This window comes from Sinomonas cellulolyticus, assembly GCF_014656475.1.
Lineage (GTDB): Bacteria > Actinomycetota > Actinomycetes > Actinomycetales > Micrococcaceae > Sinomonas > Sinomonas cellulolyticus.
Genome location: NZ_BNCM01000007.1, coordinates 208,502 through 233,381, shown reverse-complemented (window position 1 = coordinate 233,381; position 24,880 = coordinate 208,502). Strand labels below are relative to the sequence as shown.

At 70.9% G+C, this 24,880-nt stretch carries 24 protein-coding genes; 12 read left to right on the top strand and 12 right to left on the bottom strand.

From position 1 onward, the window contains the following. On the top strand, positions 1-99 hold a 99-nt coding region (locus IE231_RS11305; protein ID WP_189694058.1), incomplete at its 5' end, for an HPr family phosphocarrier protein. Between the two features lie 150 nt (positions 100-249). Further along, entirely contained in the window at positions 250-2,718 is a 2,469-nt protein-coding gene (locus tag IE231_RS11300) for an HAD-IC family P-type ATPase (protein ID WP_189694057.1), read from the top strand. A gap of 90 nt (positions 2,719-2,808) precedes the next feature. Here the strand turns inward: IE231_RS11300 and IE231_RS11295 are convergent, their stop codons facing one another. The 3 genes from IE231_RS11295 to paaZ form a co-directional block, all read right to left on the bottom strand. Beyond that, positions 2,809-4,227, bottom strand: a complete 1,419-nt coding sequence (locus IE231_RS11295; RefSeq protein WP_189694056.1) for a CoA transferase — start codon at positions 4,225-4,227, stop codon at positions 2,809-2,811. A 263-nt stretch (positions 4,228-4,490) separates the two neighbouring features. Further along, positions 4,491-4,895 carry a VOC family protein gene (locus IE231_RS11290; protein WP_189694055.1) on the bottom strand — a complete coding sequence of 135 codons (405 nt, stop codon included), beginning with the start codon at positions 4,893-4,895 and terminating at the stop codon, positions 4,491-4,493. 80 nt (positions 4,896-4,975) lie between these two features. Beyond that, positions 4,976-7,099, bottom strand: a complete 2,124-nt coding sequence (paaZ, locus tag IE231_RS11285) for a phenylacetic acid degradation bifunctional protein PaaZ (RefSeq protein WP_189694054.1) — start codon at positions 7,097-7,099, stop codon at positions 4,976-4,978. 256 nt (positions 7,100-7,355) lie between these two features. Between paaZ and IE231_RS11280 the strand changes: the two genes are divergently transcribed. From IE231_RS11280 to IE231_RS11270, 3 genes are all read left to right on the top strand, one after another. Continuing rightward, positions 7,356-8,180: a GDSL-type esterase/lipase family protein gene (locus IE231_RS11280; protein WP_189694053.1), complete on the top strand. Its 825-nt coding sequence runs from the start codon at positions 7,356-7,358 to the stop codon at positions 8,178-8,180. Between the two features lie 163 nt (positions 8,181-8,343). Continuing rightward, entirely contained in the window at positions 8,344-9,156 is an 813-nt protein-coding gene (locus tag IE231_RS11275) for an SGNH/GDSL hydrolase family protein (RefSeq protein WP_189694052.1), read from the top strand. A gap of 144 nt (positions 9,157-9,300) precedes the next feature. Next, positions 9,301-9,978: a GDSL-type esterase/lipase family protein gene (locus IE231_RS11270; protein WP_189694051.1), complete on the top strand. Its 678-nt coding sequence runs from the start codon at positions 9,301-9,303 to the stop codon at positions 9,976-9,978. Between the two features lie 86 nt (positions 9,979-10,064). On the opposite strand, the gene IE231_RS11265 is transcribed toward IE231_RS11270, so the two are convergent. Next, positions 10,065-10,655 (bottom strand): GNAT family N-acetyltransferase, encoded by a 591-nt coding sequence (locus IE231_RS11265; RefSeq protein WP_189694050.1) that lies wholly within the window; start codon positions 10,653-10,655, stop codon positions 10,065-10,067. A 136-nt stretch (positions 10,656-10,791) separates the two neighbouring features. On the opposite strand from IE231_RS11265, the gene IE231_RS11260 reads away from it, so the two are divergent. Next, positions 10,792-11,709 carry an SGNH/GDSL hydrolase family protein gene (locus tag IE231_RS11260; protein WP_189694049.1) on the top strand — a complete coding sequence of 306 codons (918 nt, stop codon included), beginning with the start codon at positions 10,792-10,794 and terminating at the stop codon, positions 11,707-11,709. An 8-nt stretch (positions 11,710-11,717) separates the two neighbouring features. Here the strand turns inward: IE231_RS11260 and IE231_RS11255 are convergent, their stop codons facing one another. Together IE231_RS11255 and IE231_RS11250 are read right to left on the bottom strand one after the other, a co-directional pair. Continuing rightward, entirely contained in the window at positions 11,718-12,425 is a 708-nt protein-coding gene (locus tag IE231_RS11255) for a tyrosine-protein phosphatase (protein ID WP_229866729.1), read from the bottom strand. Further along, positions 12,422-13,084, bottom strand: coding sequence for a hypothetical protein (locus IE231_RS11250; protein WP_189694047.1), 663 nt, complete (start codon positions 13,082-13,084; stop codon positions 12,422-12,424). The genes IE231_RS11255 and IE231_RS11250 overlap by 4 nt, the downstream gene beginning before the upstream one ends. Before the next feature lie 171 nt (positions 13,085-13,255). On the opposite strand from IE231_RS11250, the gene IE231_RS11245 reads away from it, so the two are divergent. Continuing rightward, on the top strand, positions 13,256-13,741 hold the full coding sequence (locus tag IE231_RS11245) for a hypothetical protein (protein ID WP_189694046.1): 486 nt from the start codon (positions 13,256-13,258) through the stop codon (positions 13,739-13,741). A gap of 69 nt (positions 13,742-13,810) precedes the next feature. Here IE231_RS11245 and IE231_RS11240 read toward each other — a convergent pair whose 3' ends face one another. From IE231_RS11240 to IE231_RS11230, 3 genes are read right to left on the bottom strand one after another with little or no spacing between them, the layout of a single operon-like run. Continuing rightward, entirely contained in the window at positions 13,811-14,680 is an 870-nt protein-coding gene (locus IE231_RS11240) for a 3-hydroxyacyl-CoA dehydrogenase family protein (RefSeq protein ID WP_189694045.1), read from the bottom strand. Next, positions 14,681-15,463: an enoyl-CoA hydratase/isomerase family protein gene (locus IE231_RS11235; RefSeq protein ID WP_189694044.1), complete on the bottom strand. Its 783-nt coding sequence runs from the start codon at positions 15,461-15,463 to the stop codon at positions 14,681-14,683. Further along, on the bottom strand, positions 15,464-16,690 hold the full coding sequence (locus IE231_RS11230) for an acetyl-CoA C-acyltransferase (protein ID WP_189694043.1): 1,227 nt from the start codon (positions 16,688-16,690) through the stop codon (positions 15,464-15,466). Between the two features lie 177 nt (positions 16,691-16,867). Between IE231_RS11230 and IE231_RS11225 the strand changes: the two genes are divergently transcribed. Together IE231_RS11225 and IE231_RS11220 are read left to right on the top strand one after the other, a co-directional pair. Further along, the gene (locus IE231_RS11225) at positions 16,868-17,605 is read left to right on the top strand and encodes a CPBP family intramembrane glutamic endopeptidase (RefSeq protein ID WP_229866726.1); all 738 of its coding nucleotides are present in this window, start codon (positions 16,868-16,870) and stop codon (positions 17,603-17,605) included. 6 nt (positions 17,606-17,611) lie between these two features. Continuing rightward, the gene (locus IE231_RS11220) at positions 17,612-18,301 is read left to right on the top strand and encodes a YceI family protein (RefSeq protein WP_201896913.1); all 690 of its coding nucleotides are present in this window, start codon (positions 17,612-17,614) and stop codon (positions 18,299-18,301) included. 15 nt (positions 18,302-18,316) lie between these two features. On the opposite strand, the gene IE231_RS11215 is transcribed toward IE231_RS11220, so the two are convergent. Then, positions 18,317-20,008, bottom strand: a complete 1,692-nt coding sequence (locus IE231_RS11215; protein WP_189694042.1) for an ATP-binding cassette domain-containing protein — start codon at positions 20,006-20,008, stop codon at positions 18,317-18,319. Between the two features lie 104 nt (positions 20,009-20,112). Further along, the gene (locus IE231_RS11210; protein ID WP_189694041.1) at positions 20,113-21,549 is read right to left on the bottom strand and encodes a hypothetical protein; all 1,437 of its coding nucleotides are present in this window, start codon (positions 21,547-21,549) and stop codon (positions 20,113-20,115) included. A 162-nt stretch (positions 21,550-21,711) separates the two neighbouring features. On the opposite strand from IE231_RS11210, the gene IE231_RS11205 reads away from it, so the two are divergent. Both IE231_RS11205 and IE231_RS11200 read left to right on the top strand, forming a co-directional pair. Next, positions 21,712-22,149 (top strand): VOC family protein, encoded by a 438-nt coding sequence (locus tag IE231_RS11205; protein WP_189694040.1) that lies wholly within the window; start codon positions 21,712-21,714, stop codon positions 22,147-22,149. 69 nt (positions 22,150-22,218) lie between these two features. Next, positions 22,219-22,866 carry a lysoplasmalogenase gene (locus tag IE231_RS11200; protein ID WP_189694039.1) on the top strand — a complete coding sequence of 216 codons (648 nt, stop codon included), beginning with the start codon at positions 22,219-22,221 and terminating at the stop codon, positions 22,864-22,866. 50 nt (positions 22,867-22,916) lie between these two features. Here IE231_RS11200 and IE231_RS11195 read toward each other — a convergent pair whose 3' ends face one another. Continuing rightward, positions 22,917-23,870, bottom strand: coding sequence for an L-lactate dehydrogenase (locus tag IE231_RS11195; RefSeq protein ID WP_189694038.1), 954 nt, complete (start codon positions 23,868-23,870; stop codon positions 22,917-22,919). Between the two features lie 24 nt (positions 23,871-23,894). Here IE231_RS11195 and IE231_RS11190 point away from each other — a divergent pair, with 24 nt between their 5' ends. Then, entirely contained in the window at positions 23,895-24,857 is a 963-nt protein-coding gene (locus IE231_RS11190) for a 1,4-dihydroxy-2-naphthoyl-CoA synthase (RefSeq protein ID WP_189694037.1), read from the top strand. The last annotated feature ends 23 nt before the right edge of the window (positions 24,858-24,880 follow it).

The following is a 24,880-nucleotide window of genomic DNA, read 5'->3' as shown; positions in this document are numbered from 1 at the left end:
TACGGCCAGCAGGTCGTCCTGCGCGCCGAGGGCCCGGGCGCCGAGGAAGCCCTCGACAAGCTCGTCGCCGTCCTCGAGACCGACCACGACGCCCAGTAGGCCCCGATTCGCGTACCTTCCTGCCCACGTCATCTCCCCCCGGGCCAGGACACGCCGGTCAGCGCGCTTGGCACGGCATAGACGTGGGAAGGAACGCACGCAGACCGCACGGCCACTAGGTTCTAGCGCATGGCCAGTAGGGTTTAACCCATGGGTGATGCGGGGACCGCCACGGTGACGTCCGACGGCGAGCGCGGCCTCACCGCGGCCGAGGTCGCCGAGCGCGTCGCCGACGGGCGCACCAACGACGTCCCGCCGCGCGCGAGCCGCAGCGCGTGGGAGATCGTCCGTTCCAACGTGTTCACGCGCATCAACGCGATCTTCGCCGTACTCGCGGTCATCATCTTCTCCACCGGCCACTGGCTCGACGGGATGTTCGCCGGGCTCATCGTGGCGAACTCGGTGGTGGGCATCGTGCAGGAGATCCGGGCCAAGCGCACGTTGGACAGGCTCGCGATCGTGGGCCAGGCGCACCCGCAGGTCCGGCGCGAGGGCACCACCACGAGCCTGCCGCCGCATGAGATCGTCCTGGACGACGTGATCGAACTCGGCCCCGGCGACCAGGCCGTGGTGGACGGCGAGGTCCTGACGGCGGAGGGCCTCGAGCTGGACGAGTCGCTGCTCACCGGCGAGGCCGACCCGATCCCGAAGTCTCCCGGCAGCCCCGTCCTCTCGGGCTCGTACGTCTCCTCCGGCACCGGCCTCTACAGGGCCACCAAGGTGGGCCGCGAGGCGTACGCGGCGCAGCTCGAGGCCGAGGCCAGCAAGTTCACGCTCGTGAACTCCGAGCTGCGCAACGGCATCAACACCATCCTCAAGGTGATCACCTGGCTGCTCATCCCTGCGGGCATCCTCTCCGTCTACAACCAGCTCACCGGCCGGCAGGCCCTTCCGGACGCGCTGCGCGGCATGGTGGCCGCGCTCGTGCCGATGGTCCCCGAAGGCCTCATCCTCATGACCACGATCGCCTTCGCCGTGGGAGTGGTGCGGCTGGGGCGCCGCAACTGCCTCGTCAACGAGCTGCCCGCGATCGAGGGGCTGGCCCGGGTGGACGTGGTCTGCGCGGACAAGACCGGCACGCTCACGGAGAATGCGATGGAGCTCGCCGAGGTGCGCCCGCTCGCCGAGGAGGCCGCAGCGCACGACGGCGAGGGCAGCCTCGCGCAGGCAGAGCTCGCCCTGAGCGCCCTGGCCGCAGCGGACAAGCGCCCCAACGCGAGTATGCAGGCCATCCGCGAGGCGTTCCCCGACTCGCCGGGCTGGACCGCGTCGGAGACCCTGCCGTTCTCCTCGGCGCGCAAGTACGGCGGCGTGGCGTTCGGGGGGCAGGGCTCGTGGCTGCTCGGCGCGCCGGACGTGCTCCTTCCCGAGGGCTCCCCTGCCCGGGCCGAGGCCGAGGAGGTGGGCTCCCGTGGGCTCCGCGTCCTGCTCCTCGCGCGCACCGACCAGCTTCCCCTTCCCGCCTCCGGCGCGGTGGAGGGCTCGGGGCGACCCGGCGCCGTCGTGCGTACCTCCATGCCACCGGAAGCGCCCCGAATCCGGCCGGCCGCGCTCGTGGTGCTCGAGCAGAAGGTGCGCGACGACGTGCGCCCCACCCTCGACTACTTCGCCGCGCAGAAGGTCACTGTGAAGGTCATCTCGGGCGACAATGCTGCCTCGGTGGGCTCGGTCGCGGGGCAGCTCGCGCTCCCCGGCGCGGACGCCCCCGTGGACGCGCGAACGCTCCCGGACGACGCCGAGCGGCTGGCAGGGGTGCTCGAGGAGCGGGCCGTGTTCGGCCGGGTGGCGCCGGCGCAGAAGCGCGGCATGGTGCGGGCGCTGCAGTCACGCGGCCACACGGTGGCGATGACGGGGGACGGGGTCAACGACGTGCTCGCCCTCAAGGACGCGGACATCGGCGTCGCGATGGGTGCCGGCAGCCCGGCCGCGCGGGCGGTCGCCCAGATCGTGCTGCTGGACAACCGGTTCGCGACGCTCCCCCACGTGGTCGGCGAGGGCCGGCGCGTGATCGGGAACATCGAACGGGTCGCGAACCTGTTCCTGACCAAGACCGTGTACTCCGTGCTGCTCGCGATCATGGTGGGCGTGCCGGGGCTCATCGGGCTCGAGGCGATCCCCTACCCCTTCCTGCCGCGGCACGTGACCCTCACCGGCTGGTTCACGATCGGGCTGCCGGCGTTCGTCCTCTCGCTCGCCCCGAACCACGACCGCGCCCGCCCGGGGTTCGTGGGGCGCGTCATGCGGATGGCGATCCCGGCAGGCATCGTCATCGCGGCGGCGTGCTTCACGTGCTACCTGCTGGTCCGCCCGTCCGTCACGGCCGGGACCACCACCGAGGTGCAGGCGAGCACGTCTGCGCTCATCACGCTCATCGCGATCGCCCTGTGGGTCCTCGCGATCGTCGCGCGGCCGTACGCGTGGTGGAAGGTGCTGCTCGTCGTGGTCATGATGGCGGCCTCGTTCGCGATGTTCGCCCTCCCGTTCACGCGGGAGGTGTTCGAGCTCGATCCGGGCAACTGGGACCATACGTGGACCGCCCTCGTCATCGCGGGGATCGGGATCGTGCTCGTGGAGCTCGCCTGGTGGGTCGACGGGTGGCTGCGGAGCCGGCAGGACTGACGCGGCGCCCCGCCAGCCGGTCCGGCCCAGCGAGGGCACGATGGCAGGGCTCACCCGCACGAGATGAGTTCCGCCGTCGCGCATGGCCCACTAGGGCATCCACTCGAGCGGCGAGGTGCCGTAGCGCACCGGCGCGTGCGGGTAGTCGAGGGGGCGGCCGCCGACAGCGAGCGGAGGCCCCACGTACTCAAGCTCGCCGTAGGCGGACACCGCCGTGCGGGTCTCCACCGGCAGCTCCGCGGGCTCCGCGGCGTCCGGAGTCCCGGCCCGCATGAGCTCGTTCGCCGTGGCGATGAGGCTCAGCCGCGCGCTCCCGGCGAGCCCGCGGGCCCGCGCGGCGAGCAGCGCGACGGCGGCCGCGGCCATGCCCATCCCGGTGGCATGGTCCAGCGCCTGGACGGGCAGGGCGCCGGGCCGCCACGCGGCGTCGTGCGCGCTGCCGTCCCGCGCGCCAGCCGGCGCCCCATAGAGGTCCGCGATCCCGCACGCCGCCTGCACGATGCTGTCGAACCCGCGCGCCTCCGCCCACGGGCCTTCCCAGCCCCACGCGTTGAGCGCCACGACGGCGAGATGCGGGACGTCCGCGCGGAGCGAATCGACGTCCAGCCCGAACCGCACGAGCGAGGACTGCCGGTAGCCGAGCAGCACCGCGTCGGCGGCGCGGGCGAGCGCCCGGACCTCGGCGAGCTGCTCGGCCACGCGCAGGTCGGCCACGCCGCTGCGCTTGGCGAAACCTGTGTCGAGGTGGGCGTCGAGCAGCTCGGGGTGCTGCGGCGGATCGATCCGCAGGACGTCCGCGCCGAGCGCCCCGAGGAGCCGGGATGCGCTGGGGCCGGCGATGACCCTGGTGAGGTCGAGCACCCGGACGCCGTGCAGCGGGAGGCCGGGCGCGACGTCGTGCGGCAAGAGCGCTGCGGAAGCCTCGCCGAGAGACCACCGGATCCACGGCTCCCCCGCCGCGGCGGTCCCGGCGCCCGACGCCGCCCACTCGCCCGCGGTGCGCACGGCGGCGGCCACTCCCCCTGCGGAACGGACGGCGGCCTCGACATCGAGCGCGTCGCGCTCGAGTACCGCCGCGTCGAGCTGCTCGGGGCCCGCGATGCCGAGCGCCGCGAGGAGCGCCTGCGCATGGTGAGGGTAGTTGGCGTGGAGGCGCACCCAGTCGTTGCGGGCGCGCCGGAAGCCCGACATGGGCGCCCAGATGTCCGGCGGCCTCCCGTCCACGCGAAGCCGCCGGATCGAGTCGAAGGAGGCCCCGGCGAGCGCGGACGACGTCGTGACGCGGCTTGCGTCGACAGCAGCGCCTCGCGCTGGGCCGAGCGCCGTGAGCGCGGCGATGAGCACCCCGAGGGAGCCGAGGGCGAGGCCCTCGACGTCGAGCGCCCCCGCCCACCACGTACGCGGGCCGGACCACCAATCGGAAGGCTCGGGCACGCTGCCGAGTGCCGGCTCGAGGAACCGGCGGAGGTCGAGGAGCCCGCTCGCGGGCGGCTCAGCTGGCGGGGTCATCTTGCGGCGTCCGCCACGTCCTGGAGGTCCTCCTCAGGGAACACCATCGCATTGCTGGGGAAAGAGATCAGGTACTTGGTCATGGGCCCCACTCCTTGTCCTCACTCAGGGATGGGTCCCATCCTCGCCGACTCGGCCGGCCGTGCCTATGGCTCGCGGCCTTCGGGAGCGGAGGCACCGCCAAGAGCAAGTGCTGAAAGCCCGACGGCGGTGGGCCGGGTCTTGAACCCGGCCCACCGCCGTCGTGCGCTGCGTTCTGTGCGCTACATGTTGTACTCGACGACCCCGCCCTCGTGCAGGCAGAGGATGTTCCCATCTGGATCCGCGAACCACGAGGCACGCTCGCCTGGCGCGGAGAAGATATGGTGCTCATCCGTCTTCAGATTGGGCAGGTCGTAGTCCTCGAAGTGCACCCCGTGGCCTTCGAGGTCCGCCATGGCTGCCTCGAGGTCGTCGACCTCGAACGTCAGGGCGGTGTGGCCCGAGTGGGCTGCTTGCGCATCCACCATCAGGCCCAGCGATGCGGATCCGTCCAGACCGAGGATCATCATCCCGGTCGGGTCCTTGCCGCGGACAGGGAGCCCCAGCGCTCCCTCGTAGAAGTCCTTCGCGCGGGCCTCGTCGGCCACGGTCAGGATTGTGGTTGCCGGTCGCGTTGCCAGCGTCATGACACACCTCCACGAGGGGAACTGACGGGCACCAGTTTAAGCCCAGAGGGCGGGGTGGAGACCCCGCCCTCCGCGACCGGTCAGGCCTTCTTGGGCCACTCCTTCTCCACGAGGGTGAGGACGTCGTAGTTGGCGATGAGCTCGTCGTCCTGGTTGGTCAGGACGGCGTCCCAGCGGACCTCGCCGTACTCGTCGGTGACCCGCGGGGTGATCTGCTTGGCCGTGAGGGTCACGCGGATCGAGTCGCCGGCGGGGACGGGCTGGAGGAAGCGCAGGTTGTCCAGGCCGTAGTTGAGCAGCACGGGGCCGGGCTCGGGCGAGACGAAGAGTCCCGCGGCCCAGCTCACGAGGAGGTAGCCGTGCGCCACGATGCCGGGGAAGACTCCGGCAGCGCGGGCGGCCTCGTCGTCCATGTGGGCGTAGAACGTGTCGCCGGTCTCGGCGGCGAACTTCGCGATGTCCTCGCGGGTGATCTGGCGCAGCTCGGAGCGCATCGCATCGCCCACGCGCAGCTCTGCGAGGGACTTGCGGAACGGGTGCGTCGAGGGGTCGGCCGGGTCGGCGAGGTGCCGGTCCGCGCCGGTGTGCCACACACCGGTGACCGCGGTGAGCATGTTGGGCGAGCCCTGGATCGCGGTGCGCTGCATGTGGTGCTTGACGGAGCGGATGCCGCCGAGCTCCTCACCGCCGCCCGCGCGGCCCGGGCCGCCATGGACGAGGTGCGGGACCGGGGAGCCGTGGCCGGTCGAGGTCTTGGCGTCCTCGCGGTTGAGCATGAGCACGCGGCCGTGGTGCGCGGCGATCCCGGTGACGAGGGTCTTCGCGGCCTCCGGATCGTTGGTGCACACCGAGGCGACGAGCGAGCCGGAGCCCATCGCGGCAAGCCTGATGGCCTCCTCCAGCGAGGAGAAGCCCACCACCGAGGAGACCGGGCCGAACGCCTCGGTGCCATGCAGCGCGGGCGCCTCGACGTCCTCCCACGTGAGGACCACGGGGGACATGAAGGCGCCGTCCGTCACAACCGCCTTCTCGCCGCTCGCCGTGACGACCTCGGGGGCGTCGAGCGAGCCGAACGCGATCTTCCCGCCTGCCTCCACGAGGGACTCGACGGCGCCGCGGACGTCCTTGAGCTGCTCGAGCGAGGCGAGCGCGCCCATCGTCACGCCCTCGGCCCTGGGGTCGCCGACCACGACGCGCTCCGTCACCCGCGCGCCGATGGCGGCAACGACGTCGTCCACGAGCTCGGCGGGGACGATCGAGCGGCGGATCGCCGTGCACTTCTGGCCGGCCTTGACCGTCATCTCGGTGACCACGGACTTCACGAACGCGTCGAATTCGGGGGTGCCGGGGACGGCGTCGGGCCCGAGGATCGCGGCGTTGAGCGAGTCCGTCTCGGACGTGAAGCGGACGCCGCCGTGGACCACGTTCGGGTGCGACTTGAGCAGGTTGGCGGTCGCGGCGGAGCCCGTGAAGGAGACCATGTCCCGGTAGTCGAGCTCGTCGAGGAGGGTCCGGGCGGAGCCGGAGATGAGCTGGATCGACCCGGCCGGGAGGATGCCGGAGTCCACCATGAGGCGGACCATGGCCTCCGTCACGTAGCCGGTCGGGGTGGCGGGCTTGACGATGGTGGGAACGCCCGCCACGAACGCGGGGGCGAACTTCTCGAGCATGCCCCACACGGGGAAGTTGAACGCGTTGATCTGCGCGGCCACACCCGGGATGCGGGTGTAGATGTGCTCACCGGCGAACGAGCCGTCCTTGGAGAGGACCTCCATGGGGCCGTCCACGATCACATTCGAGTTGGGCAGCTCACGGCGGCCCTTCGAGCCGAAGGTGAACAGCACACCGATGCCGCCGTCGATGTCCACCATGTTGTCGATCTTGGTGGCGCCGGACTTGAAGGAGAGCTCGTACAGCTCCTCGCGGTGGCCCCTGAGGAACTGTGCGAGTTCCTTGAGCTTGAGGGCACGCTCGTGGATGGTGAACTTGCCGAGCTCGGCCTGCCCGACCGTGCGCGCGTGCTCCACCATGCCGGCCAGGTCGATGCCGTCCGAGTTCACGACGGCGAGCAGCTCACCCGTGCTCGCATCGCGCACCTCGGCGCCGCGGCCGGGGTTCTCCGGGGTCCACCAGGCATCGCGGACGTAGCTGGGGACGATCGCGGTGGCGGTTTCCTTCGTGGGGGCTTCCGGGGCAGTGGTCATCGTCGACGGGTCCTTCCGGTCGGGGGCCTTCACGGCGGGCAGGAAATTACTGACCGGCCGTTCGGTAATAGATCTAGAATACACGGGGTCCCGGCGTAGGGCACGGCCTCTCCTTCCCTGCGCTCCGGTCCTTTCTGCCCGGCCCATCGCGGGCTTAACATGTGGCGCGTCAGGACTGTCCGCCCCTCCGGCGCCAGTTCGTGCCGGCTGGGGGCCGGACGACGGCGGGTGGGCGCCTTACATGAGGAGCTCAGCAATGGACCTGCACACCACACCGGAGATCACACCGACGCCTCCACGACGGAGATCCGCGATCGTCCGAGCCTTCCTCGCCCTCGTCGCGGCCATCGGCCTCGTTGCGGGCGCCTCGGCATTACCGGCGTCGGCGGCGTCACCCCAGACCTACTTCGGGCTCGGCGACTCCATCGCGGCGGGAACCGGCGGCGGTGCTCCGCTCAACGCGTGCGTCCAGACTGCGGTCGCCTACCCGACCCAGCTGAATGGTACGAACTTCGGATGCTTCGGGGCCCTGACGACGGACGTCACGAGCTTCCAGGTGCCCGCGGTCCGGCACAACGCGCGCACCGTGACCATCACTGTCGGCGCCAACGACGTCGGCGTCGGGGCGGTAGTCGCCGCGTGCATGAACCCGGCGACGCCGGTCCAGTGCCAGGAGCAGCTGAGCATCTCCACCACGACCCTGATCCCGGCGCTGCCAGCGAAACTCGCCAGCACGATTGCGGCTGCCCACGCCCAGGCGCCGAATGCCCGTATCACCCTCACTGGCTACCCGCTGCTGTTCACAGTCTCGGGCCTTCCCACGGAGCTCCAGCCCGTGGCAACTGAGATCAATGCAGCGACGGTCCTGCTCAATGCGACAATCGCGACGACTGCGCTGAAGAACGGCGCTCTCTACACGGATGTGACCTGGCGGTTCCTCGGCCACGGCTACGGGTCAACCAGCCCTTGGATCAACGGTCCCATCGAAACCCCGACCGGGCTCGATCCGGCGTCCTTCCACCCCAACTACTTGGGCTACACGTACGGCTACGTCCCGGCGGTGCGCCCCTTCGTGAGCTGACCGCCGATTCCCCGGCGCGCGTCGCCGAGAGTCGAAAGGCCCTAGGGCCACGGACGGCCGCTCGGGCAGGGTTGTTCCCGTCAGGACAGCCCTACTCGACCGGCCGTCCGCCATTTGGGGGCGCTGCGCACGCTGCTGCGCCACGTGACGCTAGGAGTGTGAAGTGAAGTTCACCAGAATCCGCCGCTTGGGCGCAGCAGTTGCCGCGGCGATCACCCTCATTGCCGCCGGGGGCGCCGCGGCTCCCGCGGTCGCCGCACCCGCAGCTCCACAGTCGGGCTGGTACTACGCCCTCGGCGACTCATACGCGGCAGGCGTCGGAGGCGGTACTCCGATCGACGACTGCGGTCGGACCGCCCAGTCCTACCCTGCTGATCTCGGCGCGAAGAAGAACATCGCCTGCTCCGGCGCGACGACCGCGGATGTAATCAGGCAGGCGAAGACCCTCCCGACGAACACCGGTTACGTGACCGTCACGGCGGGTGGCAATGACCTCGGCCTGAGCAGCATCACCGCCGCCTGCCTGGCGGCCGACCCCAACAACCCGCTCACCTGGGGCACGTGCCTCGGCCAGCTCGGCGCCGCTGAGCAGCAGCTCGGGACCGTTGGGGCGAACATTCCGGCCATCGTCACCGCTATCCACGCCAAGTCCCCGAATGCGCAGATCGTGTTCACCGGCTACCCGCACCTCTTCCTGACGGGGCTCAGCCCACTGACTGACCAGGTGAATGCGGGCATCGACGCGTTGGACAGCACGATCTGGGCCGCCGCAACCGGAGCTGGCGCTCAGTACGTGGATGTGAGGCTGGCCTTCACCGGGCATGAGCTCGGAAGTGCCGATCCGTGGATCAACGGCCCCGAGGCAGGTTCCGCAGCCTTCCACCCGAACGCCACTGGCTATGCCTACGGCTACGCTCCGGTGGTCGGCGCCGCGCTTGCCGCTCTCGGCTGGAAGGCCCCCGCGCTCGTCGGCTGAGCCTTCAAGGAGGCACCACCGAACCACGACGACGACGGTTCCCAACCGCCGTCGTCGTGCGTTTCGCTGCGCGCTCCTGCAGGACCTTCGGCATTTCGCGCCGCAGGCTTAAGGCCCTATTCCGCAGCGCGCCGCATCTCTACGTTGCGAACGCGGTCGGCCACGACTGCGGCGGCCCTCGAGAGGAGCCGGGACGCCAGCTACCCCTACTTCGTGGGCTACCTCAACCAGTCGAAGATCAAGCCTCAGGGCAACGCGGCATGCTCTGGCGCCTCAACGGCCGAGATCCCCGCGCAGCTGGAGCAGCTCTCGCCGAACGTCCCGAATCCAACCATCGGGCTCGTGACGCTCACGGTGGGCGGAATCGATGCTGGCTCGAACCAGGTGAGCACGGCATGCCCGAACGGGACGGTCACGCAGGCCTGTATCGATCTCCTGACGCTCACCACCGCCGAGAAGGCCAGCCTGACCACCAAGCTCACAAGCGCCTACCAGGCCGTCAAGGCCAAGTTCCCGAAGGCCAAGGTCGCCGCACTCGGGTACCCGCGCTTCTTCACCGGCATCTACCTCTTCCTCGACTTCCCCCGGCGCCTCAACGCGTCCATCGACAGCCTCGACTCCGTCATCCAGAGCGCGGCGACGGCGAATGGGGTCAAGTTCGTGGATGTCCGCGACGAATTCAGCGGGCACGAGATCGGCTCGACCAACCAGTGGATCAACTACGGGTCGGCGGACGCGAACGAGGACTTCCACCCGAATGCCACGGGCTACAGGTACGGCTACTACCAGGCCCTCGTGAATGACAGGGTGCTTCCGCGGTAGAAGCCGCCAGCGCGTGCCGGAGCGCACGACGGCGGCGGTTGGCTCCGTCGTCGTCGTGCTCTGCAGGGCACGCTCGGCGTGCACTTTCAGTGACGGGCGAGGCGAAGCTCGAGGCCGTTGCGGACCATGGGCCACTCGGAGGCGACGACCGAGTAGACCGCGGTGTCGCGGAGAGAGCCGTCCGCCATGAGCTGGTGGCTGCGGAGCACGCCGTCCTGCTTCGCGCCGAGGCGCTCGATCGCCGCTCGGGACTGCCTGTTCATCCAATGGGTGCGGAACTCGACGGCGATGCAGCTCAGGGTTTCGAATGCGTGCCGCAGCAGCAGGAGCTTCGACTCCGCGTTGGTTCCGGTGCCGTGGGCGCCCGCGGCGTTCCACGTGGAGCCGATCTCGAGGCGGCGGTTGGCGGCATCGGCGTTCATGTAGGTGGTCATCCCGATCACGCGGTCGTCGGCTGCACGCCGGGTGACGAAGGGAAGCATGCTGCCCGCCTCCTGGAGGGCCAGTCGGCGGTCGATCTCCGCGGCCATGCCCTCGGGGCGGGGCACCGAGGTGTACCAGAGGTTCCACAGTTCGCCGTCGCGCACGGCGTCCTCGAGCTCGGCTCGGTGACTCTGGGCAAGCGGTTCGAGGCTCACGAGGCGGCCGGGGAGCGTCACAGGCTCGAGGAAGGGCATGGCCCGAGGATATCCGCAGGCTTACGTGCGGGGCGTGTTGCGTAGCTCACACTCGAGGATAGGATCTGCCGTGTTCGTATCGTGAGGCAGTGGCGACGGATGGGCGCCTGCTCCGCCCTGACCCCGGAGGCCCCCCATGTCACGACTCGTCAGCCGTGCGGCTGCGTCCTTCGCCGCAGCCGCGGCGCTCATTGTCGCCAGCACGGCGGCCCCGGCAGTGGCGGCGCCGCCAACGCCTCTGAACTACGTCAACTTCGGCGACTCGTATTCGGCCGGGTGGGGCGCCAGCCCCCTCACCAGCTCCGAGAACCCGTACCTTCCTGTCCCCACCTGCCGCATCGGCGGACGCCCTGACCAGGTGAGCCAGTTCAGCCGACCCAAGTCGGTCACCCTCCAGGGGGACTACGCGTGTGCCGGCGCCACGATCGGGGAGCCCACGGACCCCAAGATTCCCGTGCCCACCATCGCACAGCAGATCGGCAAGGCTGCCCTTGATGGCGCCCTGAACACTCACACGGACCTCGTGACTCTGACTGCCGGTGGGAACGACGTCGGGTTCGCGGCGTTCGTCGGGACATGCATCGAGGACCATACCCCAGATGCCTCCCAATGCCAGGCCTTCGCCAAACAGGGGGCCGCAGCGGCGGACGCGCTCGCCGTGCAGCAGACCGTCAGCCTCATCCACGCGTATGCACCCCATGCTCGCGTCGCGTGGCTGGGCTACCCCCGCATCTTCGCGCTCGCCGGCGAGCCCACCACGGTGCTGCCGGGCGGCGGGATCCTCTCACCCGCGGCCGCAGCGGTGTTCGACGCCGGCGTCGACACGCTCAACGCCGTCCTAGCAACAAAGGCCGCTGAGGCCCATGTGACGTTCGTGGACGTAACGGCCCAGTTCACCGGCCACGAGATCGGGTCCTCTGACTCGTGGTTCAACTTCGTGCCTGCGGGGCCACTGAGCCGGTTCAACCTCCACCCGACGGCGAGGGGCTACCTGAGCGGCTACTACCCGGTGATGGTCAGCCAGCTCAAGCCGGCCCAGCTCGTCCGGAACTGACGAGCGGCTCACGCTCGGAGCTTCGCCCGCACTGCGGCGAGCTCCGCGCGGCTGAGCCCGTGCTCGAGGAGGAACCGCTCGACGTCGAGCGTCTCCGCGAACTGAGCCAGCGCCGCCTGCCGGTCGGCAAGGATCGGCGCTAGCTCGGCGTCGTCGTGCCACCGTTCGTAGGGGTGCCTGACCGGGCTGATGCGGTGCCACTCGTTGATGCCACGCACGCTCGCCTCGTACTGCTCGGCCGCGGCCTCCCCGGCGGCGCCAAGGTCGGCGAGCTGCAGGAGCATGGTGACGATCAGGCCGGTGCGGTCGCGGCCCGCCGAACAGTGGAGCACGACGCCGCCCGGCGCCGCCGCGAGGGCACGGAACACCGCGACAAGGCGGTCGGGGAACAGCCGGACGATCCCGGCGTATCCGTCCGGATGGCTCAGATAGGGCGGCAGGCGGTCCGCGAACATCTCGGCGTGCTCGGGGTGGCCGGGGTCCTCAGTGGGTGCACTGACGACGGCGATCCCGGCCATCGCCTTCTCGCTCACCTCGGGATCGGTGGGACGCCGCTTCTGCTCGTCGGGATTGCGCAGGTCGATGACGGTGCGGATCCCGTCGTCGTGCATCTGCCGCCAGCCCCGCTCGGTGAGCCACTCACGGCGGCCCATCCGGTAGACGTCCCCGAGAACGCGTCGGGCGTTGACGGCGCCCTCCCAGTCGACCCCATTCACCGCGGCTCCCGGCCCTCGGCAGGAACGGGAGCGCGGTGGAGGAGCGCCACAGCCGCCCATCCCGTGACCGCGGCCATGGAGACTGCCATGGCTGCGGCGGCGAGAACGCCGATGGCGAGCACGACTGGGAGGGACTGGCCCTCGGTCCATAGCGGGGTGGCAATTGCGAAGAACACGCCAAGCCCCACGCACCAGGCCGCCGCCGTGGCGGGGATCCAGAGCCAAGCCCCGGGGAGGCGCTGGCGCAGCTCGATCCACTGCAGCACTCCGATGCTGGCCAGGAGCGCGCCCGCGAGGACGATGGCCGCAATCACGAGGAGCGCGACCGGCCAGTCTGCCCACCCCTCGATCGTAACGACCGGCAGCATGCCCAGCGCCCATGCGACAGCTCCGCCGGCGGCCGAGAGCAGCACGAACCTGCGGCGGTTGAGGGCCGGGATCGGGAAGGACAGCCGCCAGGACATGGCGGCGCCGAGGGCTGCGCCTTCACCGAGGCCGGCGAGGACGAGCAGGGCTGCGCCGGGAAGGTCACCCAGGCCGGCGGTGATGATGAGTGCCTCGGCCGCCGTAGGGACGAGGAAGCCCGCAAACTCGCCGAGCGTCACCCAGCCGAGCCATGGCAGGAAGAAGCCGCTGACGGAATGCTGGGGAGAAGCCACGGCTCCATTGTCCAACGCGGTGGCCGCGAATCCGCGGGCGGCGATGCGAAATGGTTATTGAACGGTTTCTGTCCCGTGATTGAGACCAGGGCAACGAGCAGCCACCCTTTTATCCATTCGTTGGAAATACAGGCGACGAACCCGCACCCACCACCCTGAAAGGCACCCATCATGATCCGCCCGCTCCTCCGCTCCGCTGCGCTGACAGCGTCGGCCGCGACCCTCGCCCTCGCCGTCTCGGCCGTGCCCTCCCAGGCTGCCGTCACCGACGGCCACCAAGTCACGGACTTCTCCCGCTGCATGCCCGACGACGGCCTGGGCTTCACGTTCTGCGTCGAGGGGACCGACAGCCGGATCGAGGTCCACCAGCCCAACGGCCGGGCGGTCTTCGTGTCCTCGGGCTCGGCGACCATGACCTACACCTTTGCCAATGGCGACGTCCAGGTGCGGACCTCGACATACCGCGGTGTCAGCAACTTCAGCTACTGGCTGGACGGCCTCTTCTACGATCCGCAGATGATCCTCTCCGACGGGGCCACCACCATGACGCTGGGCGACGGTTCGGTCTGCACGATGGAGTACACGATGCTGGGAATCGGGATCGAGCGGCGGCCGGTGCGCGACGAGTTCACCTTCGAGTGCGCAGCCGCCAGCTGACGCCCCACCACACGGGCGTGGCCCCTCACCGGTTCCGCGGTGAGGGGCCATCTCCCTTTGTCGAAGGGGTCAGTTCCAGTCGTAGAAGCCCTTGCCGCTCTTGCGGCCGAGTTCGCCGCGGGCGACCTTGTCGCGGAGGATCTGCGGGGGCGCGAAGCGGTCGCCGAGGGTGGAGTGGAGGTATTCGGCGATGCCCAGGCGCACGTCCAGGCCGACGATGTCGGTGGTGCGCAGCGGCCCGGTGGGGTGCTTGTAGCCCAGGACCATGGCGTTGTCGATGTCCTCGGGGGACGCGACGCCTTCCTCGACCATGCGCATGGCCTCGAGGGCGATCGCGACGCCGAGGCGGGAGGAGGCGAAGCCGGGGGCGTCGCGGACGACGACGGCGGTCTTGCCCAGGCCCTTCACCCAGCCGCGGGCGGCGGCCTCGGCCTCGGGCGAGGTCCGCTCGGCGATGACGACCTCGATCAGGGTCGAGGCCGGGACCGGGTTGAAGAAGTGCAGGCCCAGGAACCGCTCCGGCCGGGACAGGTGCCCGGCGAGCTTGGTCACGGACAGGGAGGAGGTGTTGGTGGCCAGGTACGCGCCCTTGCCCAGCTGGGCCTCCACGGCCGTGAGGGCCTCGGCCTTGAGGGCCGGGTCCTCGGGGACGGCCTCGACCACGAGGTCGCACCCGCCGAAGTCCGCGTAGTCCACGGAGGTCGAGAAGGACTCGACGATCTCGTCCAGGTTCCCGTCCACCACGCCGCGCTCGATGCTCTTCGCGACCGAGGACTCGACCCGCTCGCGGGCGCCCTGGGCGGCCTGCTCGTCGCGCTCGACGACGACCACGCGGGCCCCGCCCATGAGGAACGCGTGGGCGATCCCGGCGCCCATGCGCCCGCCGCCCAGGACGCCGACGGTTCCGGGGAGGCCGTCGGCCAGGTTGATCTTGCCCATCTACTTGCTCTTCTTTCGGTCGAGGAATGCCTGCATGCGGTCGAACTTGGCCTGGGACTCGAACAGCATCCCCTGCGCGAGCGTGTCGATGAGGGGGTGGACCTCCCGGGGGGTGTGGAAGACGGCCTTGGAGATCCGCACCGCGAGCGGGTCCTGCGCGCCGATCCGGTCCGCGAGGACGTGCGCGGCCGGGATCAGCTCCGCGGGCTCGACGAGCTCGGTGACCAGGCCCGCGGCCAGGCACTCGGCCCCGGTCAGGACCTTCCCGGCCAGCAGGACCTCCTTGGCCAGGGCCTCGCCCACGAGCTCGCGCAGCCGCCACGTCGCACCGGCGGCGGCCATGATCCCCAGCCCCGTCTCGGGGTTGCCCAGACGCAGGGAGTCGGTGCCGATCCGGAAGTCGGCCGCGTAGGCCAGCTCGGCCCCGCCCCCGAGCGCGTACCCCTCCAGGGCCGCGATCACGGGCATCGGGAGCCTGGCGATCCGCTCGAACACGCCCGAGTTGATCCCGGCCAGCGCGTCGTCGCGGCGCCGCTGCCGCAGCTGGGCGATGTCCGCGCCGGAGGCGAAGACCCCCTTCGCCCCCGCGGCGGGGTCGGCGGGGGTGCCGGAGAGGATCAGCACCTTCGGGTTCGCCTCCAGGTGCGCGCACACCGCGTGCAGCTCGTCCACCATGCCCTGGTCGATGGCGTTGCGCACCTCGGGCCGGTGCAGCCGCGCGTGCAGCCGGTCATCGGCCTCCTCGACCACCAGTGTCGTGAAGCCGGAGGCGTCCAGCCCCATCTAGACCCCCTCGACGAGCAGGGCGGTGCCCTGGCCGACCCCGACGCACATCGTGGCCAGGCCCAGCTTCCGGCCGGACCCGGTGAGCTCGCGGTCCATCCGGCCCAGCAGGGTCACCACGAGGCGGGAGCCGGAGGATCCGAGCGGGTGGCCCAGGGCGATCGCTCCGCCGTCGGCGTTGACGATGCCCTCCTCGAGCTTGAGCTCGCGCATCACGGCCAGGGACTGGGAGGCGAAGGCCTCGTTCAGCTCCACCGCGCCCAGGTCCGCCACGGACAGGCCCTGCCGGTCCAGGACCTTCCGGGTGGCAGGGACCGGCCCCATGCCCATGATCTCCGGGGCGATCCCGGCCGAGGCGCCGTCCACGATGCGCGCGCGCGGGGTCAGGCCGAACCGCTCGATGGCGGCCTCGGAGGCCACCACGATCGCCGAGGCGCCGTCGTTCAGGCTCGAGGCGTTGCCAGCGGTGACCACGGAGCCGCCCTTCACCACCGGGCGGAGCTTGGCGAGCACGTCCATCGTGGTGCCGGGGCGGGGGCCCTCGTCCGTGTCCACGACGGTCTGGGCGCCCTTGCGGCCCGTCACCGTCACGGGCACGATCTCCTCGGCGAACCGGCCGCCCTCGATGGCGGCCAGGGCGCGCTCGTGCGAGGCGACGGCGAACGCGTCGCAGTCCTCGCGTGAGGTCCCGTACACCCGGGCGACCTCCTCGGCCGTCTCCGACATCGAGTACGTGGCCTTCCCGTCCCGGGAGAGCTCCCCGGACAGGAACGCCGGGTTCGTGAAGCGCCAGCCGATCGAGGTGTCGAACACCGCACCGGGCTTGGCGAAGGCCTTGTCCGGCTTCTCCATCACCCACGGGGCCCGGGACATCGACTCCACGCCCCCGGCCACCACCAGGTCCGCCGCACCCGCCTTGACCATGTGGGAGGCCATGATGATCGCGGACAGGCCCGAAGCGCACAGCCGGTTCACCGTGATGCCGGGCACCGCGTCCGGGTAGCCGGCCAGCAGCCACGCCATCCGGGCCACGTTCCGGTTCTCCTCCCCCGCACCGTTCGCGTTGCCGAAGATCACCTCCTCGACCGCGCCGGGATCGATCCCCGCCCGCTCCACAGCCGCACGGACCGTCAACGCCGCCAGGTCATCCGGACGCACCCCCGACAGCGCACCGCCGTACCGCCCCACCGGGGTCCTCGCCCCACCGACCAGAAACGCCTCAGCCATGTGCACTCCCTCATGCCTCGTCACACCGGACACGGCCGGCACAGGAGCGGCGCCAAGAGTGTCCGACGCCAATAGTTACCGACCGTTCGTTCTATAAAGATTCTCATCCGGTTCCCGCTCGGTCAACCTCTGCGTCCCACGTGCGGAACCGGGCGGCCGTGGCGTTCGTTCTTGCGAATGATGCTCCGATCGTCCTCCGTCACCCCAGTCAAGCCGCGGCGGTTCAACCGATACACGCTCGCGGACACTCTCGCCGTCGTGCTCTACCTCGGGCTGCCCGCGGCGCTGGTGTTCCTCCCGCTGGACCGGTTCGCGTGGCTCACGCGCGACCCGATGTTCGGCTCGTACCTGCTCAACCTCGTCCTGTACTCCGCAGTGTTCATCGTGGCGATCATCGCCGCGCGGCATTACGTTGCACGGGACGCGCGCATCCTCGCCACACGGCCCTGGTTCACGCTCGGCATCCTGCCGCTGCTGCTCGTGGCCATGCTCATCGTCACGGCGATCGTCGTGGCGGCGGCGGGCGGCGTCGAGGTGTCCGTGAACCAGACGGGCCTTGAGGACATGACGGCGCATGTGCCCTGGTGGCTCACCGCGCCGCTGCTCGTGCTCGTGGGGCCCTTCGTGGAGGAGTACATCTTCCGCCACCTCATGATCGGCAAACTCAGCCAGTACCTGAACCGCTGGGTCTGCTACGCGGCATCGGTGGTACTGTTCGCAGCGCTGCACATCGCGGGACGCGAGGCCATCACGTTCCAGGCGCTCGCACCGTACCTGGGGCTCGGGCTCGTGCTCGTGTTCGCCTACGCGTGGACGGCCAACAACCTGATGTTCAGCTACTCCCTGCACGCCCTGAAGAACCTGCTGTCCGTGGTGCTCATCTACACCGTGGACCTCAGTTCGCTGACCTCGTAGGACCCCGTGAGAAAGCGCCTCCTCCTCATCCCGCTCGGCATCGTGATGGCGGTGATCCTCGCCGTCGTGATCGGCGGCCCGATCATCAGCTCCGCCATCAGCCCCAAGAAGGTCGACCCCTTCAGCATCACCGCCGTCGCCTCGGCCGGAACCACGACGCCGCGCCCCGTCGCCGCCGACAACGGCACGTGGGCGGTCAGTTCCGGCTCGCAGGCCGGATACCGCGTCGACGAGGTGCTCAACGGCCAGGCTCTGACCGTGGTGGGCCGCACCGACAAGGTGACCGGGTCGGCGTCCGTGGCAGACGGGAAGCTCACCGCGGCGAACGTCGTGGTGGACACCGCCAGCATCGCCACCGACAACACCGGCCGCGACAACTACTTCCGCTCGACCGTCATGGTCGCGAGCAAATACCCGCAGGCCACCTTCACGCTGGGCGCACCGGTCGCCCTGCCCCAGCAGATCGGAGGTACCCCCGTCCCACTCAGCGTCCCGGGAACCCTCGCGTTCGCCGGCGAGAAGCGGGACGTCACCGCGGATCTGAAGATGGTGCGGGACGGCGCAGGGATCGCCGCCGTGGGCTCCATCCCGATCGCGGTCAAGGACTTCGGCATCGACCCGCCGAACCTGGGGTTCGTGAAGGTCGAGGACCACGCGACCGTCGAGTTCCGGGTGAACCTGACGCAGAACGGCTGAGCGGGCCGTCTGGGATCAGTGGTGGGTGTGCAGCCGCCCGCCCGAAGCTACGGGCTGCAGCGCAAGACGGCGGTCCCCCGCAGCCCCGAGTCGATCGAACCAGCGGGCGAGCGCCCTGTCATGGCTGGCCACCACGAGCGTGCCTCGGTAATGCTCGAGCGCCTGTTCGAGCTCGCCCACGAGCAGAGGGGCGAGGTGGTTGGTCGGCTCGTCGAGGAGCAGGAGCTCGGGCCGGCCCGCGAGGAGCCGGGCCAGCGCGAGGCGCCGGTACTGGCCCGCTGAGAGCGAGCCGACGGGCACGAAGAAGTCCTGCACCCGGAACAGCCCGGTATGCATGAGCGCCTCCGCGTGGCTGTCCAGGTCACCCGGCAGGCCGTGGGCGTACGCGGCGAGGAGGCGAACGCTCGGGTCGGCGGGAGCGGCGAGTTCCTGGGGCAGGAGGCCGACGACGGCCGCGCGCCGCCCGCCGTCGTGCGCCGCCGTCACGTCGGCGCTGCCCGTGAACGCCACCGTTCCTGCAAGCACCCCCACCAGGGTGGACTTCCCCGCCCCGTTCGGTCCGGTCACGAGCAGCCGGTCACCGGGGGCAAGGGAGGCGTCCACGGGCGCGAGCCGGCCCGGCACCGCGGTGGCCGAGAGCGCGACCGCGGCGCCGGCATCAACCTCGAACGCCGCAGCGAGGTGCAGGGGCCGCGGGGGCGGCAGCACCGGGTCCGCCTCCAGACGCCGCAGCCGCTCGCGGGCCGACCGGATCTGGCTCTCCACCGCCGCGGAGACCCGCTGGCCGAGGTAGTTGTACCCGGACTTGTCGTTGTCGGTGCGCCGCCCGTACGCAACGCGCTCGGCCACGTCGCGCGCCTTGGCCCGCTCGCGGTCCTTCGCCCCGATCCAGGCGGCATACCGGCGCTCCCAGTCGCGACGCTCGCGCGCCTTCTCGGCCCGGTACCCGGCGTACCCGGAGCCGTAGCGGCGCACGGTGCGCGTGTCGGCGTCGACCTCGAGGATCACGCGGGCAAACCGTTCGAGGAAGTCGCGGTCGTGCGAGACGGCCACCACGATCCCAGGCCGCGCCGCGAGCTCCGCCTCGAGCCACGCGAGGGCCTCCGCGTCGAGGTGGTTCGTGGGCTCGTCGAGGAGCAGGATCGGCGCCGGGTCTGCGAGGGCGAGGGCGAGGGCGATCCGCTCGGCCTCGCCGCCCGAGAGATCCGCAAGCACACGGTCGCGGCCGCCGCGCACGAGGTGGCCCACGCCGAGGCGCTCCACCGCGATCGCTGCGGCCACCTCGGCGCGCACGACGCCGCTCCCTGCCTCGTCGGGGTCGGCGTCCTCGGGCCTTGACTCGCCCCGCTCGGCCGCGAGCGCGGCGGCGATGCGCTCGGCACCGGCGGTGAGCATGCCGCCGACCGTCGTGGCGCCGTCGTAGGTCTGGGCGAGGCGGGAGACGCGGCCGTGCACGGCGACCGTGCCGGACTCGGGCTGCTCTCCGCCCGCGAGCAGGCGCAGGAGCGTGGACTTGCCGGCCCCGTTCTCGCCGACGACCGCGATCCGCTCGCCCTCGGAGATGACGAGGCTGATGCGGTCGAGGAGGAGCCTGTCGCCGTAGCCGTGGCTGACCTCGCTGGCGGTGATGTGGACGGACTCCCGCCGGGGGGCGCCGTCGCGCAGCTCGGGACGGCTGGCGTGGAATCGGTTCAGTGGTGCAGGCATGCTGGGCTCGCTTCACGGCTCGGGGCACACGGGTGCCGGACGGCAGGGGGACGGAAGCTGTCAGCGGAGCATGGGTCCAAGCGTGGCGGGGGCCACACCCCGTGTCAAGGAGCCTTCGCGAACGCCTGGTTCACGAGTGCGGTCAGCGCGGCTGCCGAGGTCTGCACCTCGCCCTCCGAGTGGGCGATGTCGCTCGCCTCCACGGTCAGCGAGCCCCTGCGCGCGCCCACGAGGACGTGGATCTCCCCGGTCCCGTCCGAGAGCTGGTACCTCACCGCATAGGCCGCGTCGCCCTGAGGGCCGGCCGGGAGCTGCTGGAGCGAGGACCACTCGCGTTTCGGGCCCTCCATCCCCATGCTCTCGGTGATCGACGGGCAGTCGCGCAGCGCCGCGGCCCGGGTGTCGAAGGGGTACGGCTGGCCAATGGCGTCGGCCATGCTGATGGCAGTCACCTCGATGAAGGACTTCGCGGCCCCGGCGAATTGGGCCTGGGCCATCGACGACCCCGCGACTGCGGAGAGGTAGGCGGCATTGTCGAAGGTGCAGCGATCCTGGGACGGTGCGGAACCCGGGGAACTGAGGCGCTGGGCCTGGACCATCGGGGTGCTGCCGCCGGGACCCGGGATGCTCTTGAGCAGGGCTGCGAGCTGCTCGGGCGTCCTGGAGTTGGGGGCCGGTGCCGTGACCGTAGGGGCGTTGGCAGCGGCCTGCTCGATGACGTCTCGGGTGATCGCGGCCATCGAATCGAGGGCCGCAGGAGCGTCGGCGTCTGAGCGGACCGCGCGGAAGAGGCTGACGGACACGCTTCCCGCGAGCACCGTGAGCCGGGTCCCCCCGTAGTCGCCCGGCCTGGGCGGGGTCGACGTCTCCAGCGTCGCGAAGGCCTTCTCGCCGACCTGGGGCGCCTGCAGCATCCGGACGCTCGAGGTCATGGTGCCGGAGACGTCCGTGGACGTGGCGTCGAACGTCGCACAGCTGGACGCGGCGGCGTCCGTGGAAGCGAACTGGGATGCCGCGAGCGCTTCACGCGCGGCACTCCGCACGGTGATCATGACGGTCGACAGCGGCCCCCCCGTGCCCCCGGCCGCCGACGGCGGCGCCGTGCTGCCCGCATCCGCCAAGCTGCCCATCGCGAAGCTCACACTCTTGTCCGCGGCCGTCGCCGATGGGCTCTTCTCGAGGAAGACCTGGCATGCTGCAGGGACCGTCACCGTGGTCTGGGCCGGGGCGGAGTTGGCCGTGAAGGCGATGCGCAGTCGCTGAGTGTCCTGAGCCGCATGAGGGACGCCGCGCTTCTGCCCGACCTGGTCCAGCAAGGCCATGAGCTCAGCGTCGCCGAACACCCTCGTGGGGAGGCTGGCCGCAGAGGACGCCGAGGCGGAGGGCGAAGCGCTCGCACCGCCTGAGCTGCCCGCTGTTCCCGGACCCGCCGCACACGCAGCGACGAGCAGCGCGGTCGCGGCGAGCCCCACGGCCCATGCTGCGGGATGCCCGGCCCGCGAAGGGCGCCGGATGGGCCGGCCTTTTCGGAATGCGCGCACGGCTGGCCTCCTGGATCGTGGGGTTCCAGCATGGCGCCGCCCCAGGGGCCCGGGTAGAGCCCTTCGTCTCGATGTCCGGGGCGTCCTCTCACCGTCAGGCTGCGGACATCGCCTGTCCGCCTCGCCCTTCCCTGCCCGCGCCAGCGCACCTACCGTGGGGCCATGGCATACAGATTCCAAGTGGTCGTGGACAGCCGGGACCCCCACGCGCAGGCCGATTGGTGGGCCGAGACGCTCGGCTGGAAGGTTGAGCCCAGCGACGAGGACTTCATCCGCAGCATGATCGCCCAGGGCCATGCCACGGAGGCCGAGACGACCGTGCACAACGGCGTCCTCGTGTGGGCCAGCGCGCAGGCCATCTGCCCTCCGGACCAGGTCGGCAGGAGGGACCGGCAGCGCTTCCTCTTCCAGAGTGTCCCCGAGGGCAAGACCGTCAAGAACCGCGTGCACTGGGACGTGCGCCTCGAAGGCGACGACAAGGACGAGGTGCGCTCCCGGCTGGAAGCGCGCGGCGCCACCTTCCTCTGGGAGGGCCATGAGGGCCCACACAGCTGGTACACGATGGCGGACCCGGAGGGGAACGAGTTCTGCCTCTCGTGACCTGCCCTGCCCCGGCTCGGGGGAAGGCCCCGGTAGGCTCACTCGCGTGCGCTCTGAGGGTCTTCTCCGGTGACGCCCCTCGTCTGGGTGCTCGCCGCGGTTGCCGCGCTTGCGGCGCTCGTCGACTGGCGGGCGACGGCGCGTGGTTCCGTCGGCGCGCGGCACCGCACCAAGCCCGCGCCGATGGTCCTGCTCCTGGCCGCCGCGGCGTTCGTCCAGCCGTGGCAGGGCTGGACTCAGGCCTTGGTGCTCGCAGCCTTCGCTGCCTCGCTGGCCGGTGACATCCTGCTGCTTCCGAGCCGGCCGCTCGTGCCGGGTCTCGCGGCGTTCCTCGCGGCCCACGTCGCGTTCATCCTGGCGTTCTCCGGGCGCGCCGAATCGGTCGCGGGCTCGCTGTTCGGCGCAGCGGTGCTCGTGGTGCTGCTCCCGTTGACGGTGCCCCGGCTGCTCGCGGCGCTGCGGGCGACGCGGCGCCGAGTAGTGGCGCCCGTGGCCGTGTACCTGGCGGCCCTCTGCGGGCTCGTGATCGCAGCTGGGACCACCGGTTCCGCGTGGCCGCTGCTCGGGGCACTGCTGTTCCTGGTCTCGGACCTCATGATCGGCTGGCGCGAGTTTGTCGGGCCCATCCGCGCGGAATGGCACATCATGGCCACGTACCACGCGGCCCAATTCTGCTTCCTGGCCTGGCTCGCGGGCCTCGCCGGCCAAGGCCAGTAGCCGCCAGAGCCAGTAGCCGCCAGGGCCAGTAGCCGGGCGCCCTGCGAGAGTCAGTACCCGAGGGACTGTGCCGACGCGCGCAGGGCCTCGGCCGAATGCGAGAGCCGCGCCAGCTCGCCGTCGTCCATCGGGACCTCGAGCACCCGCCGCACGCCCCCGGCGCCGACCACCGAGGGCAGGCTCAGAGCCACCTCGCGGATCCCGTACTGCCCGTCCAGCACGGTGGACACGGGCAGCACCGCGTCCTCCCGGCCCAGCACTGCCTCCACGATGCGCGCGGCGGAGAGTCCGATCGCGTAATTCGTGGCGCCCTTGCCGGCGATCACGCGGTACGCGGCAGTGCGCACCTCCCGGGCGAGCCCGTCGAGGACGTCGGGCGTGAAGGCCGCGCTGCCGTCGGGGCCGACCCAGTCCCGCAGCGGCACGCCTCCTATGGTGGCGCAGGTCCAGAGCGGGAACTCTGTATCGCCGTGCTCGCCCACGATGTAGGCGTGCACCGAGGCACGGGACACTCCGATCCGCTCGCCGAGCAGCCAGCGGAGGCGTGATGTGTCCAGGACCGTCCCCGAAGCGAACACCCGGCCGGCGGGCAGCCCCGCGATGCTCTGGGCGGCGACCGTGAGCACATCGCACGGGTTCGTCACGAGCACGTACACGGCGTCCGGCGCGTGCTCGAGCATCGCCGGCAGGAGTCGTTCGAGGATGCGTGCGTTGGTGCCGGCGAGCTCGAGCCGGCTCTGGCCGGGCCTCTGCTTCGCCCCCGCCGTGATCACCACGATGTCCGCGCCCGCCGCGAGCGCCGTGTCCGTCCCGCCGGTGATGCTCGAGGCCCCGGTGAACTGGGTGCCGTGCGCGAGGTCGAGGACCTCGGCCTCAACCTTGGCTTCGTCGATGTCTGTCAGCACCACCTCGCGGGCCGATCCCCTGATGAGTGCCGCGTAGGCTACCGAACTGCCGACCGCGCCCGCGCCGACCACCACGAGCTTCCCTGCGTGTGCCGCCATAGGCCCAGACTAGACTCTCTAGGCGTGACCACTTCCGCCCGCTCCGCCCTGCCCGAGAACGTGTCCGACACGTTCGATCCGACGCGCTGGCGCGTCGTCGAAGGCTTCGACTTCGAGGACCTCACCTACCACCGGCAGGTCGAGCGGGACTCGAGCGGCGCCGTCGTGCGCGATCTGCCAGCGGTGCGGATCGCATTCAACCGGCCCGAGGTGCGCAACGCGTTCCGACCGGGCACCGTGGACGAGCTGTACCGCGCGATGGACCACGCGCGCATGACCCCGGACGTCGCCACCGTGCTGCTGACCGGCAACGGCCCCTCCCCCAAGGACGGCGGCTACGCGTTCTGCTCCGGCGGCGACCAGCGCATCCGCGGGCGCGAGGGGTACAAGTACGCGTCGGGCGACACGGCGGAGACGATCGATCCGGCGCGCGCGGGCCGACTGCACATCCTCGAGGTCCAGCGGCTCATGCGGACCATGCCCAAGGTCGTCATCGCCGTCGTGAACGGCTGGGCAGCCGGCGGGGGCCACTCGCTGCACGTCGTGGCAGATCTCACGATCGCCTCCCGCGAGCATGGGAAGTTCAAGCAGACGGACGCGACCGTCGGCTCGTTCGACGCCGGCTATGGCTCGGCCCTTCTGGCCCGCCAGATCGGGCAGAAGCGGGCGCGGGAGATCTTCTTCCTCGCCCGGGAGCACTCGGCCGAGGACATGGTTGCGATGGGTGCGGTCAACGAGGCCGTTGAGCACGCCCGGCTCGAGGAGGTGGCGCTCGAGTATGCGGCGGACATCGCCAGGCAGTCCCCGCAGGCCATCCGCATGCTCAAGTTCGCGTTCAACCTCGCCGACGACGGGCTTGCCGGCCAGCAGGTCTTCGCCGGGGAGGCCACGCGCCTCGCGTACATGACCGACGAGGCCGTGGAGGGCCGGGACGCGTTCCTCCAGAAGCGGGACCCGGACTGGTCCGCCTTCCCCTACTACTTCTGAACGACCGGCCAGCGGGGACATGA

What these genes read in the sequence shown, in the direction of transcription:
- IE231_RS11205 (WP_189694040.1), top strand. Translation starts at nt 21,712, where the DNA reads ATGGCATACAGATTCCAAGTGGTCGTGGACAGCCGGGACCCCCACGCG.
- IE231_RS11280 (WP_189694053.1), top strand. Translation starts at nt 7,356, where the DNA reads ATGGACCTGCACACCACACCGGAGATCACACCGACGCCTCCACGACGG.
- paaZ (WP_189694054.1), bottom strand. Translation starts at nt 7,099, where the DNA reads ATGACCACTGCCCCGGAAGCCCCCACGAAGGAAACCGCCACCGCGATC.
- IE231_RS11225 (WP_229866726.1), top strand. Translation starts at nt 16,868, where the DNA reads ATGATGCTCCGATCGTCCTCCGTCACCCCAGTCAAGCCGCGGCGGTTC.
- IE231_RS11295 (WP_189694056.1), bottom strand. Translation starts at nt 4,227, where the DNA reads ATGACCCCGCCAGCTGAGCCGCCCGCGAGCGGGCTCCTCGACCTCCGC.
- IE231_RS11260 (WP_189694049.1), top strand. Translation starts at nt 10,792, where the DNA reads ATGTCACGACTCGTCAGCCGTGCGGCTGCGTCCTTCGCCGCAGCCGCG.
- IE231_RS11265 (WP_189694050.1), bottom strand. Translation starts at nt 10,655, where the DNA reads ATGCCCTTCCTCGAGCCTGTGACGCTCCCCGGCCGCCTCGTGAGCCTC.
- IE231_RS11230 (WP_189694043.1), bottom strand. Translation starts at nt 16,690, where the DNA reads ATGGCTGAGGCGTTTCTGGTCGGTGGGGCGAGGACCCCGGTGGGGCGG.
- IE231_RS11235 (WP_189694044.1), bottom strand. Translation starts at nt 15,463, where the DNA reads ATGGGGCTGGACGCCTCCGGCTTCACGACACTGGTGGTCGAGGAGGCC.
- IE231_RS11245 (WP_189694046.1), top strand. Translation starts at nt 13,256, where the DNA reads ATGATCCGCCCGCTCCTCCGCTCCGCTGCGCTGACAGCGTCGGCCGCG.
- IE231_RS11300 (WP_189694057.1), top strand. Translation starts at nt 250, where the DNA reads ATGGGTGATGCGGGGACCGCCACGGTGACGTCCGACGGCGAGCGCGGC.
- IE231_RS11195 (WP_189694038.1), bottom strand. Translation starts at nt 23,870, where the DNA reads ATGGCGGCACACGCAGGGAAGCTCGTGGTGGTCGGCGCGGGCGCGGTC.
- IE231_RS11290 (WP_189694055.1), bottom strand. Translation starts at nt 4,895, where the DNA reads ATGACGCTGGCAACGCGACCGGCAACCACAATCCTGACCGTGGCCGAC.
- IE231_RS11240 (WP_189694045.1), bottom strand. Translation starts at nt 14,680, where the DNA reads ATGGGCAAGATCAACCTGGCCGACGGCCTCCCCGGAACCGTCGGCGTC.
- IE231_RS11215 (WP_189694042.1), bottom strand. Translation starts at nt 20,008, where the DNA reads ATGCCTGCACCACTGAACCGATTCCACGCCAGCCGTCCCGAGCTGCGC.